Genomic DNA, 17,952 nt, shown 5'->3' with positions numbered 1-17,952 from the left:
CCGATCTTGGAAACATAACCCCACAAAAAAAGAGGCTGTCAATAAAATGACAACCTCTTTTAAATATTATAAATTAATGAGCCGACTCAAATTCCTTTAGGAATCGAGTATCATTCTCAGAGAATAATCGTAAGTCGCTCACTTGATATTTCAAGTTGGTAATACGTTCAATACCCATACCTAAAGCATATCCACTGTATTCATTACTATCAATGCCATTTGCTTCAAGTACATTCGGATCTACCATACCACAACCAAGGATTTCTACCCAACCTGTGTTTTTACAGAAAGGACAACCTTTTCCTCCACAGATATTGCAACTGATATCCATTTCAGCACTTGGCTCAGTAAAAGGGAAGTATGATGGACGTAATCTGATTTTTGTTTCTTTACCAAACAACTCTTGAGCAAAGTGTAAAAGTACTTGCTTTAAGTCGGCAAATGAAACATCTTTATCTATATATAAAGCTTCTAACTGATGGAAGAAGCAGTGTGCACGGTAACTGATAGCCTCGTTACGATAAACTCTACCTGGACAAATAATGCGAATTGGGGGTTTAGCATAATCCATAACACGAGTTTGAACCGATGAAGTGTGTGTACGTAATACGATATCTGGATGTGATTCTATAAAGAAGGTGTCTTGCATATCACGAGCTGGGTGGTCTTCAGCAAAATTCAATGCTGAGAATACGTGCCAGTCATCTTCGATTTCAGGGCCTTCAGCAATGCTAAATCCTAGGCTAGAAAAAATGTCAATGATTTCATTTTTTACCAATGTGATAGGATGTCTTGTACCTAGCTCTATAGGATAGGCAGTACGAGTGAGATCCAATTCATCAGCAGATGTGTCTTGAGTTTCGTATTGTGATTTTAAAGAGGTAATTCTTTCTTGAGCTTTGTTTTTTAGCTCATTCAACTTCATACCTACTTCTTTTTTAAGTTCATTGGGCACTTCTCTTAACTCTTTCATAAGTTGAGATACTTCTCCCTTTTTACTTAAATATTTAATACGTAGAGCTTCAATTTCTTCAGCATTAGAAGCTTTTAGCGCTTCAACTTCTTTAAGAAGCTGTTCTATTTTAGCTATCATATCTTCGTGTTCTAATTATTTTTCTTGGTTCCCTGCAAATATACAATATTATCTAGTAAAAAACTGAAGTTGTGCTACTTTTCTAGTTTTGAGAATGATTTGTGTGGAGGAGGTTTATTTATTCTCTTCTTTTCAGCGGATTGTATTAAAATATAACCTACAAATTTGGTGTGGAGGTTAAAATAGGGTGTTCTTATTCTTTCTTGAAAAAGAAGTAGGAATAGGGCGTTTTTTTGAGTACATATTGTAAATAATATGTAGTAGAGAAATACTTCTGTAAATTGAGTGTTATTTAGCTTATTATCTGAGGTTTGTATTGAATAAATCTATTCCTGTCATAAAGAAACAGATTCACTTTGACACCGACATGACATCATCATGTCGGTGTCAAAGCAGTCTCTTGTCGGTGTTATGATGTTTGAATGTCTGAGTTGAATATCTTCTTCTATTTATGAATAAAAAAGTGTCTATTTTTCGATAAGAAATGGGGTTGTCACGTTCTAAGTAATTATTATACCTATGTATTAAAAAGAGAGGCTGTCTAAAATGAATTAGACAGCCTCTCTTTTTGAAATTGAAAATGTATGATTATAAATGTCTTTTTGGTTTGATGTCAAACTTCACAGGTTTAATCATGTTTTCAGGTTTAAGAATAGTATCTAAATCTTCTTTATCAAGAATGTCATGTTCTAGTACTAATTCATAAACACCTTTACCAGTTGAAGCTGCTTCTTTAGCAATCTTAGTTGAGTTTTTATAACCGATGATTGGGTTAAGAGCAGTAATAATACCAATACTATTTAGTACTTGTTTTTTACAATGTTCTTCATTGGCAGTGATACCATCAATACAACGGATGCGTAGTGTGTCGAATCCATTCATTAGTAAATCGGCTGATTCGAAGCAGCACTGTGCCATAACAGGTTCCATAGCGTTTAACTCCATCTGAGCAGCTTGACCGCACATAGTAACACAAACATCGTTACCAATTACTTTGTAAGCTACTTGGTTTGCTACTTCTGCAATAACTGGGTTTACTTTGCCGGGCATGATAGAAGAACCCGGTTGCATAGCTGGAAGATTGATTTCGCCTAAGCCACAACGTGGACCAGAAGATAGTAAACGAAGATCATCACATATCTTATTGATTTTAACGCTTACACGCTTCATAGCTTGTGAATAACCCACCATGCAGCTAGTATCTGAAGTTGCACCTACTAAGTCATCAGCAAGTTTGATTTCCCAACCAGTAATTTCACTAAGTGCTTTTACACATTTTTCTGAGTAACCAGGTTCTGAGCAGATACCTGTACCAATAGCAGTAGAACCCATATTTACAGTTAGGAATTCTTTTGCAGCAAAGTTTAGGTTTTCTATTTCATGAGTTAATATATTAGCAAAGCCATGAAATGTTCTACCTAATGTCATAGGTACAGCATCTTGTAATTGAGTGCGTCCCATTTTAACAACGCTCTTAAATTCTTGAGCTTTCTTATCTAAAGAAGCAATTAAGTCTTTTAAGTGAGTTACCAGTTTTAAATGAGTAGCATAAAGTCCTAAATGAATAGCCGTTGGATATGCATCATTAGTTGATTGCGAACGGTTTACGTGGTCGTTTGGAGAGCAGAATTCGTATTGTCCTCTTTTATGACCTAAGATTTCAAGCGCTCTATTTGCAATAACTTCGTTTGCATTCATATTAGTTGTAGTACCTGCACCACCTTGAATCATGTCTACTGGGAAGTGTTCATGATGTTTTCCCTCTCTTAGTTCATCACAAGCTTGAATAATTGCTTTTGAGATATCATCAGGAAGTAAACCTAGTTGATGGTTAGCGATAGCTGCACCTTTTTTAGTAACAGCTAAACCTTTTATGAATAAAGGGTATTGACAAACTTTAAACTGACTGATAGGGAAGTTTTCAATACCACGAAGAGTTTGAACTCCGTAAAGAGCTTCTTCTGGAATTTCTCTTGAGCCGATTAAATCGCTTTCGATGCGCGTTTTCTTAGTTTCCATAATTGTGTTAAGTTAAAAGATTTTCATTATTATGTTGCTAATTGTTGTCAAACAAACTAGGCAAATAACAAAATGTCATAGTTTTAATATATTCTTGTAATTGAGTGCCAAAAAGTATTTTTTTGTCCAATGCAAAATACCATTTTTTTTTGACATATTACTAAAACCAACTAAATATTAATTTCTATATTTATCTGTTAATTAAGATATTGGAAGAATTTATAAAAAGTGTCATTTTCCCTTTATCTTAAAAAAGCTCATATTAATAACCTTACACACAAAATAAAACTGGGATTGCTATGAAAAATATTTATTTAGGAGTTGCTTTATTCGCTCTATTCTTTCCTTGCTCTATCTTGTTGGGCAAAGATTTAGACCGAACGAATACTCAACTTATGGTAAAAGAAAAAACACTTTTTGAAGAAGTTTCTGGTCTCAAAAAGAAAACAGATAAATTAAACTTATTTTTTGATATTCATAGTAGTGCTGATGCTTACTTTAATAAAGGGTTTGATAGAGGCTGTTTTAGTATGCGAGAGTTTAGAGTAGAGGCTAGGGGAGAGTTGAATAGCTGGTTATCATATCGGTATAGGCAGAAGTTGAACAGAAGTAATGATGCCAGTGGGCAACTTGATAATATGCCCAACTCTATTGATGTAGCATACCTATCTTTTAAACTATCTAAGAAACTTTCTATAACTACAGGGAAATTGTTTGCTGCCTATGGTGGTATAGAATTTGATTTAAATCCGATTAATGTATACGAGTATTCAGATATTATAGACAATATGATTGGCTTTATGTCTGGTGTTACTTTGGGATATCAGTTTACTCCTACCCAAGAACTAAATCTTCAAATAACTAATAATAGAAACTCTATGAGTGTTGAAGAATTATATAAGGTAGATGTAGAAGATGCCAAGCTTCCTTTAGCTTATACTTTAAATTGGAATGGTAACTTTTCAGATTATTATAATCCTCGTTGGTCTTTTACTTATATGAATGAGGCGAAAAGTAAAAACCTCTATTTTTTGTCCCTAGGAAATAAATTTAAGTTGAATAATTTCGGAGGTTATTTTGATTTTATGTATTCCAAAGAAGAGTTGGATCAAAAGAACATTATTACTTCTATTTTAAATTACAATAAGGATGAAACTGCTGGTTTTCAAAATGTAGGAGCTCGTTATTTGTCCTTCATTCTTGAATTTAATTATAGGGTTAAGGAAAAGTGGAATGTTTTTATTAAAGGATCTTATGAAACAGCGTCATCAAACGATGCTTGTTATAGTGGAGATCAGCTTTTGAAGAAAGGAAAGTATAGAAGCACTTGTGGGTATTCTACCGGTTTAGAATTTTACCCTATGAATGAATCTAATCTTCACTTATTCTTAACCTATGTAGGGAAATCTTATCGATACACGGATAGTGCCAAAAGTATGGGACATGAGAATCTAGATCAAAGTAGAGTTTCTTTAGGTTTTATTTATCATCTGCCTTTGTTTTGATTAGATAGAATTTGGTAATAATAAAAAGATGAATTCAATAATGGATTCATCTTTTTGTTTTTAAGAAGGAATGTTTTTGTGAAATCAACTAACCGTATTTTCTCTTTGTATAATAAAATGTGAATTAAAGTAATTAGTACTACCTCAAATAAATTAAAGCTAGGTTGTTTAATGGAAGCAGTAAATTGGCTAGGGTTAAAAAAACTTTTTAATAGCTTATATAAAATTAATTGAGGAGAATGAAAATGAAATTTAATCTTGGCTATCTTTTTGATACCCTTGATTGTAGTTCTTGTAGTATGCAGAAATGCTTGTTATATGGTGTGAAAGTGCGAACAAAACACAAAGTATATATGTTTCTAAAGTTGAATAATAAATAAAGTAGTTTGTCTACTTTTGTAAAATTATTTTATCAGAACTAAATACTAACTATATAATATGCAAAAGAAAACGGATATAGGGCTAATCGGATTAGCTGTAATGGGTGAGAACCTAGCCCTAAATATGGAGAGTCGTGGATGGAATGTGTCTGTATACAATAGAACTGTACCTGGGATTGAAGAAGGAGTGGTTGATCGATTTGTAGCAGGTAGAGCCAAGGGTAAAAACATACAAGGATATACAGAAATTGCTGATTTTGTAGCTTCTATTAAAGCCCCTAGAAAAATAATGATGATGGTACGTGCTGGTAGTCCAGTAGACCAATTGATGGAACAATTGTTTCCTCACTTATCAACAGGAGATATTTTAATAGATGGAGGTAACTCTAATTTTGAAGACACTGAATGTCGTGTTAAACTAGCCGAATCAAAAGGTTTCCGTTTTGTTGGAGCAGGAGTTTCGGGAGGAGAAGAAGGAGCACTTAATGGTGCTGCAATTATGCCTGGAGGAACAAAATCTGCATGGGAAGAAGTTAAACCTGTATTACAAAGTATTGCAGCTAAAGCTAAAGATGGTATGCCTTGCTGTGATTGGGTAGGTCCTGGTGGCTCTGGTCACTTTGTGAAGATGATTCACAACGGAATAGAATACGGTGATATGCAGCTGATTTCAGAATCGTACTGGGTATTGCGCAATCTTTTAGGATTATCTAATGAAGAATTATCCAAAGTTTTCTCTAAGTGGAATGAAGGTCGATTGAGTAGCTACTTGATAGAGATTACAGCAAATATATTGAAGCATAAAGATAAAGATGGAGAATACCTAATAGATAAAATACTAGATACTGCTGGTCAAAAAGGTACAGGAAAATGGTCGGTAATAAATGCTATGGAGCTTGGAATGCCCCTAGGATTAATTGCTTCAGCTGTATTTGAGAGAAGCTTATCAAGTAATAAAGAGGTTCGTGTTGAGGCTTCTAAGTTATTCCATGAAGACAAAGAAAAGAGTCTATATAATAAAGCCGATATGATAGAAGATGTAGAGTCTGCTTTATATGCTTCTAAACTGGTTTCTTATGCTCAAGGATTTGCTGTGTTGCAAAAAGCATCAGATGAATTTAATTGGGATCTAAATCTAGCTTCTATTGCTCGTATGTGGCGCGAAGGATGTATTATCCGTAGTGTATTCTTAAATGATATTGCTGCGGCTTTTGAAGCAGAAGACAAACCAAAGCATCTCTTATTTGCTCCTTATTTTAAGGCTGAGATAGAGCAGATGTTATTTGGTTGGAAGCATCTTGTTTCTCATGCACTAAAAGAAGAAATGCCAATTCCTGCATTCTCTTCCGCTTTAAATTATTTTTACTCATTAACTTCTAGTTCACTACCTGCTAATATGATTCAGGCTCAACGTGACTATTTTGGAGCTCATACTTTTGAACGAGTTGATCAGCCAAGAGGGGAGTTCTTCCACGAAAACTGGACAGGTCATGGTGGAGATACAAAGTCGGGAACTTATAATGTTTAAAAAGTATGAGAAGACAGAATAGAAAAGACAGTCACCCGCTCATTATGATCATATTTGGAGCATCAGGTGATCTAACGAAAAGGAAATTAATGCCTGCTCTATATGCTTTACACAAAGAGGGCAGAATAGAAGGTGATTATAAAATAGTAGGTGTGTCGAGAACTGAATATTCAGATGAGTCATACCAAAAATATATCCGTGAAGAGCTTAATCATTTTGTGAAAGAGCAAGAACAGGATACTAAAATAATGGATGATTTCGCTACTCATCTTTATTATTTCCCTATGGAAATGGGTGAGAATGCAGCTCCCTTTTATGAGAAATTAAAGGTAAAGTTGGAAGAGATGGTTGGTGATGCTCCTTTAGATAATTTGCTATTTTATTTAGCAACACCACCTTCATTATATAGTACAATTCCTATAAACCTTCAAAAGTCTGGTTTGAATTTACCAAACTCTCGAATTATAGTGGAAAAACCATTTGGGTATGATTTAGAATCTGCACAAAAGTTGAATGAAATCTATAATTCAGTATTTGATGAACATCAAGTATATCGTATTGATCACTTCTTAGGAAAAGAAACAGCTCAAAATATTTTAGCTCTTCGATTTGCAAATGGTATTTTTGAACCCTTGTGGAATAGAAACTATATAGACTATGTAGAGATTACGGCTGTTGAAAACCTTGGAATAGAGAATCGTGGAGGTTTTTACGATGGTACAGGAGCTCTAAGAGATATGGTTCAGAATCACTTAATTCAACTCGTGGCTTTAACAGCTATGGAACCACCAGCTACCTTTAATGCAGATAGTTTCCGTAATGAAGTAGTTAAGGTTTATGATTCACTTGTTCCCTTAACAAAAGAGGATTTAGACGAACATATTGTTCGAGGACAATATCTTGAAAACGGAGAAAAGAAAGGCTATCGTCAAGAAAAAGGTGTGCCAGAGAAATCTCGAACCGAAACCTATATCGCTATGAAAATAGGCATTGGCAATTGGAGATGGAGTGGAGTGCCATTTTATATTCGTACGGGAAAACAAATGCCTACTAAGGTAACGGAGATTGTGGTGCACTTTAAACCAACACCTCATCAAATGTTTCAGTGTGCAGGAGGAAATTGCCCTACGGCTAATAAATTGATACTTCGTATTCAACCAAATGAAGGAACTGTCTTGAAGTTTGGTATGAAAGTTCCAGGTCCTGGTTTTGATATAAAACAAGTTGAAATGGACTTCACATACGATAGATTAGGGGGTGCACCTGTTGGGGATGCTTACTCTAGATTGATTGAGGATTGTATCTTGGGTGACCAGACTTTGTTTACCCGTAGTGATGCGGTAGAGGCTTCATGGAACTTCTTTGACCCAGTATTGAAGTATTGGGAAGAGAATCCTAAAGCTTCCTTGTTTGGCTATCCTGCAGGCACATGGGGACCTCTTGAAAGCGAAGAAATGATGAAAGAGCATGGGGCATCATGGACTAATCCATGTAAGAATTTGACGAACACTGATCAATATTGTGAGTTATGAAACTTTTAAAATATAAAACAGCAAATGAAACTGCATCTGCACTTATCGAAAGACTTTTGGATCTGATGAGTATGGATGAGAAAAAAAAGTTTCATATAGCTTTTAGTGGAGGAAGTACACCCGCCTTAATGTTTGATATGTGGGCTAATGAATATAAAGATGACACGGATTGGTCTCGTCTTTATGTTTATTGGGTAGATGAGAGATGTGTACCTCCAGAAGATTCAGATAGCAATTATGGACTGATGAAAAAGTTGCTATTAGATCAAGTGCCTATCTCTGAAAATCAAATTTTTAGAATGAGAGGCGAAGATGATCCAGCACAAGAAGCTAAAAGATATACGGCAATAACTTTGGAGCAGATGTCAGAAGTAAACGGCTTCCCTAAATTTGATGTTGTATTGCTAGGAGCAGGTGACGATGGTCATACTTCTTCAATATTCCCGGGTCAGGAAGAGTTATTAACTTCACAAGAGCCTTTTGTAGCTTGTCACAATCCTTATAATGGACAAGAACGCATTGCTATGACAGGGCATACCATTATAAATGCAGATTTAGTTGTATTTTTAATTACAGGAGAAAATAAAGCAGATGTGGTAGCAGATATTTATTCTTCGGGTGATACAGGTCCTGCAGCTTATGTTGCTCATCATGCATCTCTTGTTGAAATATTTATTGATGATTTAGCAGGAAATAAGCTTTAATTTATATTTACAAAGCCAAGCAAAATAAATGCTTGGCTTTTTTATATAAGGGTGCCTAACTATTTAAGTTTAAGTAGTTGGGCTCTTCCTTTTTATTCGATTTAAATTTGGTTTGCATAAAAAAGACAAGTTGTTTTAAAAATATATATCATTTTTTGAGTGGTTTTTGCCCTCTTATTTTGTTTTTATTAAATAATATTAATAGTTTTGTTATTATATAAATGAATATTAAGGAGCTTGTATGAGAGAAACTTGTATTAAAATTTGGAGATTTTACGTTGATGGATTTCGGTCAATGACAATAGGGAAGGTCTTATGGGCAATTATCTTAATAAAATTGTTCATAATGTTTTGCATTCTTAAGCCATTTTTTTTCCCAGGTTATTTAAGTAATCATCCGTCCGAAGCTCCAAAAACAGAAATTGTTGCGGATGAATTAATTGATCGCATTGCAGAGCAAGAATAAGTTTGAATATTCTAATTACTTTTAAAAACATAAATGTATGATTGCAAGTATTGACACAGCATTGATTGATTGGTCGAGAGCTCAATTCGCTCTAACGGCCATGTATCACTGGATTTTTGTGCCATTGACCTTAGGATTGGCTGTGGTTATGGCAGTAATGGAAACAATCTATTACAAAACAGGAAATGAATTCTGGAAGAATACAGCCAAATTTTGGATGAAGTTATTTGGTATTAACTTCGCTGTAGGTGTTGCTACAGGTTTGATTCTTGAATTCCAATTTGGTACAAACTGGAGTAACTACTCTTGGTTTGTCGGAGATATTTTCGGAGCACCATTAGCTATTGAAGGTATTCTAGCTTTCTTTATGGAGGCAACCTTTATTGCAGTAATGTTCTTTGGATGGAATAAAGTTAGTAAACGCTTCCATTTAGCTTCAACATGGTTGACGGGTATTGGAGCAACTATCTCAGCATGGTGGATTCTTGTTGCAAATGGATGGATGCAATACCCAATAGGTATGGAATTTAATCCTGATACTGTACGTAACGAAATGGTTGATTTTGTTGCCGTGGCTACATCTCCAATGGCAGTAGTGAAATTCTTCCACTCTGTATTATCAGGATGGGTATTAGGAGCTGTATTTGTAGTGGGAGTTAGTGCATGGTATTTACTAAAGAAAAGACACAAAGTGTTTGCCGTTAAGAGTATGACTATCGGTGCAATATTTGGTATTGTATCTTCTGTTCTTGTTGTATTAACAGGTGACTCTTCTGGTTATCAAGTAGCTCAAACCCAACCTATGAAATTTGCTGCTATTGAAGCACATTACCAAGGTGAAAAACAAGCAGGTCTTATTGCTGTTGGTTTGCTGAATACTAAGAAACAAGCTTATAATGATGGTGTAGATCCTTTTCTTTTTAATATAAAGATTCCAGGATTCCTCTCTTTCTTATCTCAACGTGATTTTAACGCTTACGTTCCTGGCATTATAGATGTTATGGACGGTGGTTATGAATTGGCTGATGGCTCTATTGCACTATCTGCTGAAGAGAAGATGCAAAAGGGTAAGATTGCTATTACTTCTTTAGCAAAATATAGAATGGCTAAAGAACAAGGAGATGAACAAACCGCACAAGAAGCTCTGACATCTCTTCGTGAAAATGAGCAATATTTTGGTTATGGTTATATAAAAGATAAACATGATTTAATTCCTAATGTGCCTTTGAATTTCTATGCATTTAGAATTATGGTAATATTGGGTGGTTATTTTATTTTATTCTTCTGTCTCGTTTTATTCTTTGCGAAAAAACGCGATATATCTAATATGAAATGGATGAACTGGATTGCAGTCCTAACAATACCTTTAGGGTATATAGCTGGTCAAGCTGGTTGGGTAGTAGCAGAATGTGGACGTCAGCCTTGGGCAATTCAAGATATGATGCCTGTCAATGCTGCAATTTCCAAGTTAGATGTTAGTTCAGTACAAATTACATTTACTATTTTCCTTGTTCTCTTTACTATTATGCTTATTGCTATGATTGGTATTATGCGTAATGCGATAAGGAAAGGACCTGAAGTAGCTTAATCTGCTATAATAGGATTAACTATTTCTAATATTAAAATGAAAATAAAATAACTATGGATAATTATATATTTTTACAACATTACTGGTGGGTAATCGTGGCATTACTTGCGGGCATATTGGTGTTCCTCTTGTTTGTACAAGGAGGTAATTCCATGCTATTCTCTTTAGGAAAGACTGAAGAGGAAAAAAAATTAATGGTCAATTCAACGGGTAGAAAGTGGGAATTTACATTTACTACATTAGTAACATTCGGTGGAGGTTTCTTTGCTTCATTCCCTCTTTTCTATAGTACAAGTTTCGGTGGCGCATATTGGTTATGGATGATTATTTTGTTCAGCTTTGTGATGCAAGCCGTTAGTTATGAGTTCCAAAATAAAGCTGGTAATTTATTGGGTGCTAAAGTTTATCAAGGCTTCTTGGTAGTAAATGGTATCTTAGGTCCTGTTTTATTAGGTGGTGCTGTAGCTACATTCTTTAATGGTTCTAATTTCCTAGTAGATAAGGGTAATATATTGAGTGATACAGGTTCGGGCGTAATAAGCCACTGGGCCAATGCTTCTCATGGTTTAGATGCATTACTTGATCCTTGGAATGTTGCTTTAGGTTTAGCGGTATTCTTTTTAGCTCGTATTCTAGGTATCCTTTATTTTATTAATAATATTCATCATAAGGAGTTTATCGATAGATGTAGAAAACGCTTAGTAAGCAATACTGCTTGTTTCTTAGTTTTCTTCCTTGCTTTTGCTGTTTATCTATTAATTAAAGAAGGTTACGCAGTAGATCCAGAAACAGGTATTATATCTCTTGAAAAATATAAATACTTAACTAACTTCTTAGAAATGCCCCTTGTGTTGGCTATTTTCTTGATTGGTGTGGTATTAGTACTATTTGGTATTATAGCTACTATATTGAAGTCTAATTACACAAAAGGCATCTGGTTTGCTGGTTTGGGTACAGTATTAACGGTTCTAGGTTTATTACTTGTAGCTGCATTTAATAATACAGCTTATTATCCTTCTAATGCTGATTTACAAAGCTCATTAACACTAGCTAATAGCTGCTCTAGTAAGTTTACATTGAAAGTGATGACTTATGTTTCTTTCTTAGTACCATTTGTTATTGCTTACATATACTATGCTTGGAAGAGCATTGACGTGAAGAAAATTACAGTAGAGGAAGTAACTTCGAAAAAGAATACTACCTACTAAATATTATTCTTATAATAGTTTTGATAAAGGCGGACTTATATAGTTCGCCTTTATTATTGGTATGTCTTTCGAATGAATATTCTATCAAGAAATGGTAGTGATTTGGTAGGGTTTTATACGTCATATTCTATGAGAGAAAGGATAAAATAAAGGCTAATCATAAAAGTCTTAGCAACATTTTGATGGTGATATGATAATAACATATCGGTGTCATCGTTTCATCATGTCGGTGTCATGATGATTGCTTGACTTAGTCAAACTATATGCTAAAATTAGTTCACAGCGAGTTCTACCTTCAGGATCTGAAATGTTAATTCACAATTATGATGGATAAGGATTTTCATACAAATATTTATTTTGCTCCTAGACTTCAAGGTTTGCTGGTGTAAAATGGAGTCAATAAATTTTTATGATTTATATATAGGTTATTGATGATTAAACCTCAGAGAACAATTGTACTATCTTCTTGATGAAGATGATGATTAAGTATAAAAAAAGCCACCGATGGGTGGCTTTTTTGTAAAGAAGAGATATCTTGTTATTATTTCTTTTTTTCTTTAGGCTCTTTCAATGCTTCAAAAATAAGACCTTCTAGTTCATCAGATAATTCAGGATTATCTTTAACTAGTTTTTTAGCAGCATCTCTACCTTGTCCTAGTTTGGTTTCGTTGTAGCTATACCAAGAACCACTTTTCTTGATTACACCAAGATCTGCGCCTAGGTCTACAATTTCACCTTCACGTGAAATTCCTTCTCCAAACATAATATCAAATTCAGCTTTACGGAAAGGAGGTGCTACTTTGTTCTTTACAACCTTCACTCTTGTTTGGTTACCAAGTACATCTTCACCATCTTTAATTTGTTGTCCTCTACGGATATCCAATCGTACTGAAGAGTAGAATTTCAGAGCATTACCACCAGTAGTAGTTTCTGGACTACCAAACATTACTCCTATTTTTTCACGTAACTGGTTGATAAATATACAAGTTGTTCCTGTTTTACTGACAGCAGAAGTCAGCTTTCTAAGAGCTTGTGACATAAGTCTTGCTTGTAATCCAACTTTGTTTTCACCCATCTCACCTTCAATTTCAGCTTTAGGTGTTAAGGCAGCCACAGAGTCAATCACTATAATATCAATCGCTGAAGAACGGATTAGCTGTTCTGCTATTTCAAGAGCTTGCTCTCCATTATCAGGCTGAGAGATCCATAGATTATCTACATCTACTCCTAGCTTTGCTGCATAGAAGCGATCGAATGCGTGCTCAGCATCAATAAAAGCAGCTATACCACCTTTTTTTTGTGCTTCAGCGATAGCATGAATAGCAAGAGTAGTTTTACCTGATGATTCAGGACCATATATTTCAATGATTCTACCTTTGGGGTATCCACCCACACCAAGTGCTACATTTAGAGCAATGGAACCAGTAGGAATAACTTCTACATCTTCAATAACTTCGTCGCCCATTTTCATGATGGACCCTTTTCCGAAGTTTTTTTCGATTTTGTCCATTGCAACTTGTAGTGCTTTTAGCTTTTCACTTGCTGCCATATTATTGTCAAAATTTAGTTCGTCTTTTTTTGCCATTTTATTTGTTAAGAATTTGGTCTGCGTGTGTCTTTGTTTTTATCTCTTTGGGTTCAATAATACGTTCCACTACACCTTCTTCATTTATGATAAAAGTAGTACGGAATGTACCCATATAAGTTCTACCAAAATTTTTCTTCTCTCCATATACGCCAAACTCTTCTACTAGTTTTTTGTCTGTATCAGCAATGAGAGTGAAAGGAAGGTTATTTCTTTCAATAAATCTTTGGTGAGACTTTTCGCTATCAATGCTTACTCCAATTACCTCGTAACCTTGTTTACGAAGTTCGTCATAGTTGTCACGCAGACTACAAGCTTGTGCAGTACAACCAGGAGTGCTATCTTTTGGATAGAAGTATAATACTATTTTTTTTCCTTTGTATTGTTCCAGCTTTATCTCTTTACCATCTTCATTGATTCCAAGAATAGCTGGAGCTTTATCTCCGATTTTAATCATAATTCTAGGTCTATGTTATGTTGTTCATGCCATGGAAGGCCTTGTTTGTTTAGTTGTTCCATAAATGGATCTGGGTTAAACTCTTCCACGTTGAATACACCTGGCTTTTTCCAGATGCCTTTTAAGAACATTATAGCTCCAATTGTAGCTGGTACACCTGTTGTGTAACTTACTCCCTGCATACCTGTTTCTTCGTAAGCAGCTTTGTGACTACAATTATTATATACATAATAAGTTTGTTCTTTGCCATCTTTAATACCACGGATGCGGCAACCTATTGATGTTTCACCAGTATAGTTTTCGCCTAGCTCTTGAGGATTAGGAAGAACAGCTTTTAAAAACTGAATAGGAACAATTTCTTTTCCTTGATACATGATAGGTTCTATACTGGCCATACCTATATTTTGAATCACTCTTAGATGAGTAAGATATTCTTGACCGAATGTCATCCAGAAGCGAGCTCTCTTGAGTGTAGGGAAGTTTTTAACTAGAGACTCCAACTCTTCGTGATATAGAAGATATGAATCTTTTGGTCCTACATTAGGATAGTTTAGAGGCTTATGGATTGATAGAGGATCAGTTTCCACCCATTCTCCATCTTGATAATATCTACCTTTTTGAGTGATCTCTCTGATGTTGATTTCTGGGTTGAAGTTTGTAGCAAATGCTTTATGATGGTCACCTGCATTACAATCTACAATATCTAGATAATGAATTTCATCAAAATGGTGCTTTGCTGCATAAGCAGTATAAACGCTAGTTACACCGGGATCAAAACCACAACCCAGAATAGCTGTTAGTCCTGCTTCTTTAAAACGATCATGATAAGCCCATTGCCAGCTATACTGGTATTTAGCTTCATCAATAGGTTCATAGTTGGCTGTATCTAGGTAATTTACGCCTGCTTCAAGACAAGCATCCATGATGGTTAAATCTTGGTAAGGAAGAGCTACATTGATAACTATATCAGGTTTAAAAGAATTGAATAAATCAACTAATTCTTTTACATTGTCTGCGTCAACTTTAGCTGTTTTTATGTTTGGATTTCCAATAGCCTTTACTATATCATCACATTTCGATTTAGTGCGGCTAGCAATCATTATGTCAGTAAATACATCGGCATTTTGTGCCACTTTATGTGCTACTACGGTTCCAACACCACCAGCACCAATAATAAGGACTCTACCCATTTTTTATTGTGATTTAGAGGGTTATAAAATATTATAATTATGTATAGCAAATATACGAGAATATTTCTAGTTTCTTCTTATAAAAGGGAAGTTCATTTTTTGCTCTAAAAGCGTACTCTCTTATATATCTGCATTGTATAAACATTACTGTTTAGGTAAATGTTGTATATTTAAGATTCGTTTTCAAATTTGTAGAAAAGTTTCTTTGTTTATTTAGTAATATATTTGACTTTTACAATGTTAAATGTTGTATACTCATGCAGTATTTAAGATAATAAAGATTTTACTATTAAACAGAAGACTAGAAATAAATAATTTATAATTATGAAAAAATCATTATTTACCATTTGTGCAATTGCTGTCGCTGCCTTTACACTGCAATCATGTAAATCATCTCAAAGTATGACAAACTCTGCAACAAATTTAGATGGAGAGTGGAACATCATTGAAATTGATGGATCTTCTATCGTTCCAGGTGATCGCCAACCTTTCCCTTTTATAGGTTTTAACACAGAAGTAAATCAATTTTACGGAAATGCGGGTTGTAACCGTATGAATGGTTCTTACACATTAGGTAAATCGGGTAAGATTAACTTAGGCAAGGCTGCCGCTACTTTAATGATGTGTCCGAATATGGATGTTGAAAGTAAAGTTTTAAATATGCTTAGCCGAGTAAAATCTTATAAATCAATAGGTACACAGATTGCATTGTATGGAAATATGTCTAAGCCAATAGCTATTTTAGATAGAAAAGATATGGTTAGTGAAGCTGTTTTATTATCTGCTAAATGGCAAGTAAGCCGCATAAATGGAGAAGAGCTAGTAATGAAGAATGAAGGTAATCCTACAAAACCATTCATCGAACTAGATATTCAGAAAAAATCAATAACTGGACTTGCTGGTTGTAACAGAATAACTGGTCAGATTGTCTCCAATAAAGAAGTAAATCGTTCAATGAGTTTTCCTAATGTAGCCTCTACACGTATGGCTTGTCCTAATATGGAGGTGGAAAATCAATTTTTAAAAGCCTTAAACAGCGTTGAAACGTATAAATTAAGTCCTTCTACAACAGAATTAACTTTTCTAAATCCCGAAGGAGTTGAAGTACTTAGATTTATAAAAGTGAACGAATAAATGAATAAGAAATTTGCTTTAGTTTTAATTTTAATAAAATAATATTATTCTTGGTAAGATAGCGTTATAGAATTCTATTACGCTATCTTTTTTTTAGCAAAATCCATAAAATTATAGGTGCTCCAAATAGTGATGTTACTGCGTTTATGGGTAAGGTAGCATTGAAAGTGGGCAGTTGAGAAATGATATCACAAATAAGTAAAACAGTGGCTCCACATAAAATGGAAGCAGGTAAAATTATTTTATGATTAGAAGTTTGAAAGAGTCCTCGTGCAATATGTGGCATGGTTACACCTATAAAGCCGATAGGTCCTGTAAAAGCTGTAGCTGTTCCTGCTAATACAGCTGTTAATAGAATAATATAGAATCTGGTTTTTTCAACAGAAACTCCTAGTCCTTTGGCATATTTACTACCTAATAAAAATACATTCAACTGTTTTACGATCAAAAAGGTGCAAAATACCATACCGATCAGTGTAGGTGATAATATTTTCATTTGATCCCAGCTTACAGCAGACAAACTACCAAATGTCCAAGTGATAAAGAGTTTGAGTGTATCTGGATTACTTAAGTTTTGTAAGATACTAACTATCGAACTAGTGAAGTAGCCAAACATGACACCTACAATTAATAAAGATACGGTGCTTTTTACTTTGGTTGACGTGAGAAGAACCAATAGTAATATTAAAATAGCACCCAATATAGCTGCTACAACTTGAGTGTAAGCACTACTTAAAAAGAAAGGAAAGCTCGCTCCACCCAAAGTTAATAAGGCTACGCCTAAACTAGCACCAGAGTTGATTCCCAAAACGTCTGGTCCTGCTAGTGGGTTTTTGAAGAGAGTTTGCATTAAAAGTCCGGCAACCGCCAATGCACCTCCTATATGCAATGCAGTTAAGGCTTTGGGTAATCTATGATTGATAATAATCTGATAATAGATGGAATCACTATTTACGAATAGAGCATTGTAGATTTCCTTAAATGAAATAGTTACACTGCCTAGAGCAATATCTCCAAGGAAAGCCATGATACAACAGAATACAAGTATAACAAACTTATGTTTCATAAAAGTTTAGTCTAATTTTCTCATATAAGTAAGTTCATATTCAGGAAGGAGTGATGGGTGTGCTACCTTTATTAAATCTTTCAAAAGAAGATCTGGTCGAGCAACACCACTTTCCCAGTAATCATTTCCACCTTCAGCATGTGAACGTTTGTTGTTGCTGTAAACATTTCCCTCTTTGAAGGCTTTGAATAATTTATATTTGTCATTGTTTTGTTCTAGCTCTTCGAGTGATTTGGCTTGTACATTAACCCATAAATCGGCATTGTGAAAATAGACCATAGCTTCTTCAATGGATGAAGGTATGCTACCTTGGTGAGCTACTTCGTCCTCATAATAATAGGCTACCTTTGCATCTTTAAAAAGTTGAGCGGCATAACTATTTCCTGATGGGAGAGACCATGTACCTCGAAAATCTTGTCCCGAAAGGATACTTGGCTTTTCAGAAACATGGTTTGCTATCTGCTTTGCAGTTAGATAATTTGCTTCAATATCATTAA

15 protein-coding genes are annotated in these 17,952 nt (G+C 34.7%); 8 read left to right on the top strand and 7 right to left on the bottom strand.

Annotated elements, in window-relative coordinates; translation table 11 throughout:
- Nucleotides 1-73: 73 nt before the first annotated feature.
- Nucleotides 74-1,093 (bottom strand): phenylalanine--tRNA ligase subunit alpha, encoded by a 1,020-nt coding sequence (locus K8V80_RS07095; RefSeq protein WP_276776511.1) that lies wholly within the window; start codon nucleotides 1,091-1,093, stop codon nucleotides 74-76.
- 588 nt (nucleotides 1,094-1,681) lie between these two features.
- Entirely contained in the window at nucleotides 1,682-3,112 is a 1,431-nt protein-coding gene (locus K8V80_RS07090) for an aspartate ammonia-lyase (RefSeq protein ID WP_006745554.1), read from the bottom strand.
- A 299-nt stretch (nucleotides 3,113-3,411) separates the two neighbouring features.
- Between K8V80_RS07090 and K8V80_RS07085 the strand changes: the two genes are divergently transcribed.
- The 7 genes from K8V80_RS07085 to cydB all read left to right on the top strand — a co-directional run bounded on the left by K8V80_RS07085 (nucleotide 3,412) and on the right by cydB (nucleotide 12,023).
- Nucleotides 3,412-4,617, top strand: coding sequence for a porin (locus K8V80_RS07085; protein ID WP_276776507.1), 1,206 nt, complete (start codon nucleotides 3,412-3,414; stop codon nucleotides 4,615-4,617).
- A 438-nt stretch (nucleotides 4,618-5,055) separates the two neighbouring features.
- Complete coding sequence (gene gnd, locus K8V80_RS07080) at nucleotides 5,056-6,525, top strand: decarboxylating NADP(+)-dependent phosphogluconate dehydrogenase (protein WP_276776504.1); 1,470 nt, start codon at nucleotides 5,056-5,058, stop codon at nucleotides 6,523-6,525.
- A 5-nt stretch (nucleotides 6,526-6,530) separates the two neighbouring features.
- Nucleotides 6,531-8,057 (top strand): glucose-6-phosphate dehydrogenase, encoded by a 1,527-nt coding sequence (zwf, locus tag K8V80_RS07075; protein WP_006745551.1) that lies wholly within the window; start codon nucleotides 6,531-6,533, stop codon nucleotides 8,055-8,057.
- Nucleotides 8,054-8,761 (top strand): 6-phosphogluconolactonase, encoded by a 708-nt coding sequence (pgl, locus tag K8V80_RS07070; protein ID WP_276776502.1) that lies wholly within the window; start codon nucleotides 8,054-8,056, stop codon nucleotides 8,759-8,761. Before zwf ends, pgl begins: the two co-directional genes overlap by 4 nt.
- A 241-nt stretch (nucleotides 8,762-9,002) precedes the next feature.
- Nucleotides 9,003-9,227, top strand: a complete 225-nt coding sequence (locus tag K8V80_RS07065; RefSeq protein ID WP_006745549.1) for a DUF4492 domain-containing protein — start codon at nucleotides 9,003-9,005, stop codon at nucleotides 9,225-9,227.
- Between the two features lie 37 nt (nucleotides 9,228-9,264).
- Nucleotides 9,265-10,815 carry a cytochrome ubiquinol oxidase subunit I gene (locus K8V80_RS07060; protein ID WP_006745548.1) on the top strand — a complete coding sequence of 517 codons (1,551 nt, stop codon included), beginning with the start codon at nucleotides 9,265-9,267 and terminating at the stop codon, nucleotides 10,813-10,815.
- Nucleotides 10,816-10,868: 53 nt separating this feature from the next.
- Nucleotides 10,869-12,023, top strand: coding sequence for a cytochrome d ubiquinol oxidase subunit II (gene cydB, locus K8V80_RS07055; protein ID WP_276776497.1), 1,155 nt, complete (start codon nucleotides 10,869-10,871; stop codon nucleotides 12,021-12,023).
- Nucleotides 12,024-12,564: 541 nt separating this feature from the next.
- Here cydB and recA read toward each other — a convergent pair.
- The 3 genes from recA to K8V80_RS07040 are packed head-to-tail and all read right to left on the bottom strand — an operon-like array spanning nucleotide 12,565 to nucleotide 15,255.
- Nucleotides 12,565-13,608: a recombinase RecA gene (recA, locus tag K8V80_RS07050; RefSeq protein ID WP_006745546.1), complete on the bottom strand. Its 1,044-nt coding sequence runs from the start codon at nucleotides 13,606-13,608 to the stop codon at nucleotides 12,565-12,567.
- A 1-nt stretch (nucleotide 13,609) separates the two neighbouring features.
- On the bottom strand, nucleotides 13,610-14,065 hold the full coding sequence (gene bcp, locus K8V80_RS07045; RefSeq protein ID WP_006745545.1) for a thioredoxin-dependent thiol peroxidase: 456 nt from the start codon (nucleotides 14,063-14,065) through the stop codon (nucleotides 13,610-13,612).
- Nucleotides 14,062-15,255, bottom strand: a complete 1,194-nt coding sequence (locus tag K8V80_RS07040) for a saccharopine dehydrogenase family protein (protein WP_006745544.1) — start codon at nucleotides 15,253-15,255, stop codon at nucleotides 14,062-14,064. Before K8V80_RS07040 ends, bcp begins: the two co-directional genes overlap by 4 nt.
- Before the next feature lie 324 nt (nucleotides 15,256-15,579).
- Here K8V80_RS07040 and K8V80_RS07035 point away from each other — a divergent pair, with 324 nt between their 5' ends.
- Entirely contained in the window at nucleotides 15,580-16,389 is an 810-nt protein-coding gene (locus K8V80_RS07035; protein WP_006745543.1) for an META domain-containing protein, read from the top strand.
- Between the two features lie 82 nt (nucleotides 16,390-16,471).
- Here the strand turns inward: K8V80_RS07035 and K8V80_RS07030 are convergent, their stop codons facing one another.
- Nucleotides 16,472-17,455, bottom strand: a complete 984-nt coding sequence (locus K8V80_RS07030) for a FecCD family ABC transporter permease (RefSeq protein ID WP_006745542.1) — start codon at nucleotides 17,453-17,455, stop codon at nucleotides 16,472-16,474.
- A 6-nt stretch (nucleotides 17,456-17,461) separates the two neighbouring features.
- A partial coding sequence (locus K8V80_RS07025; protein ID WP_338083562.1) for an ABC transporter substrate-binding protein occupies nucleotides 17,462-17,952 on the bottom strand: 491 nt, incomplete at its 5' end.

The organism is Bacteroides coprosuis (genome assembly GCF_020741705.1).
GTDB classification, from domain to species: Bacteria; Bacteroidota; Bacteroidia; order Bacteroidales; family Bacteroidaceae; genus Bacteroides_E; species Bacteroides_E coprosuis.
The sequence above is the reverse complement of the archived record's forward strand: the minus strand, read 5'-3'. Positions and strand labels throughout refer to the sequence as shown.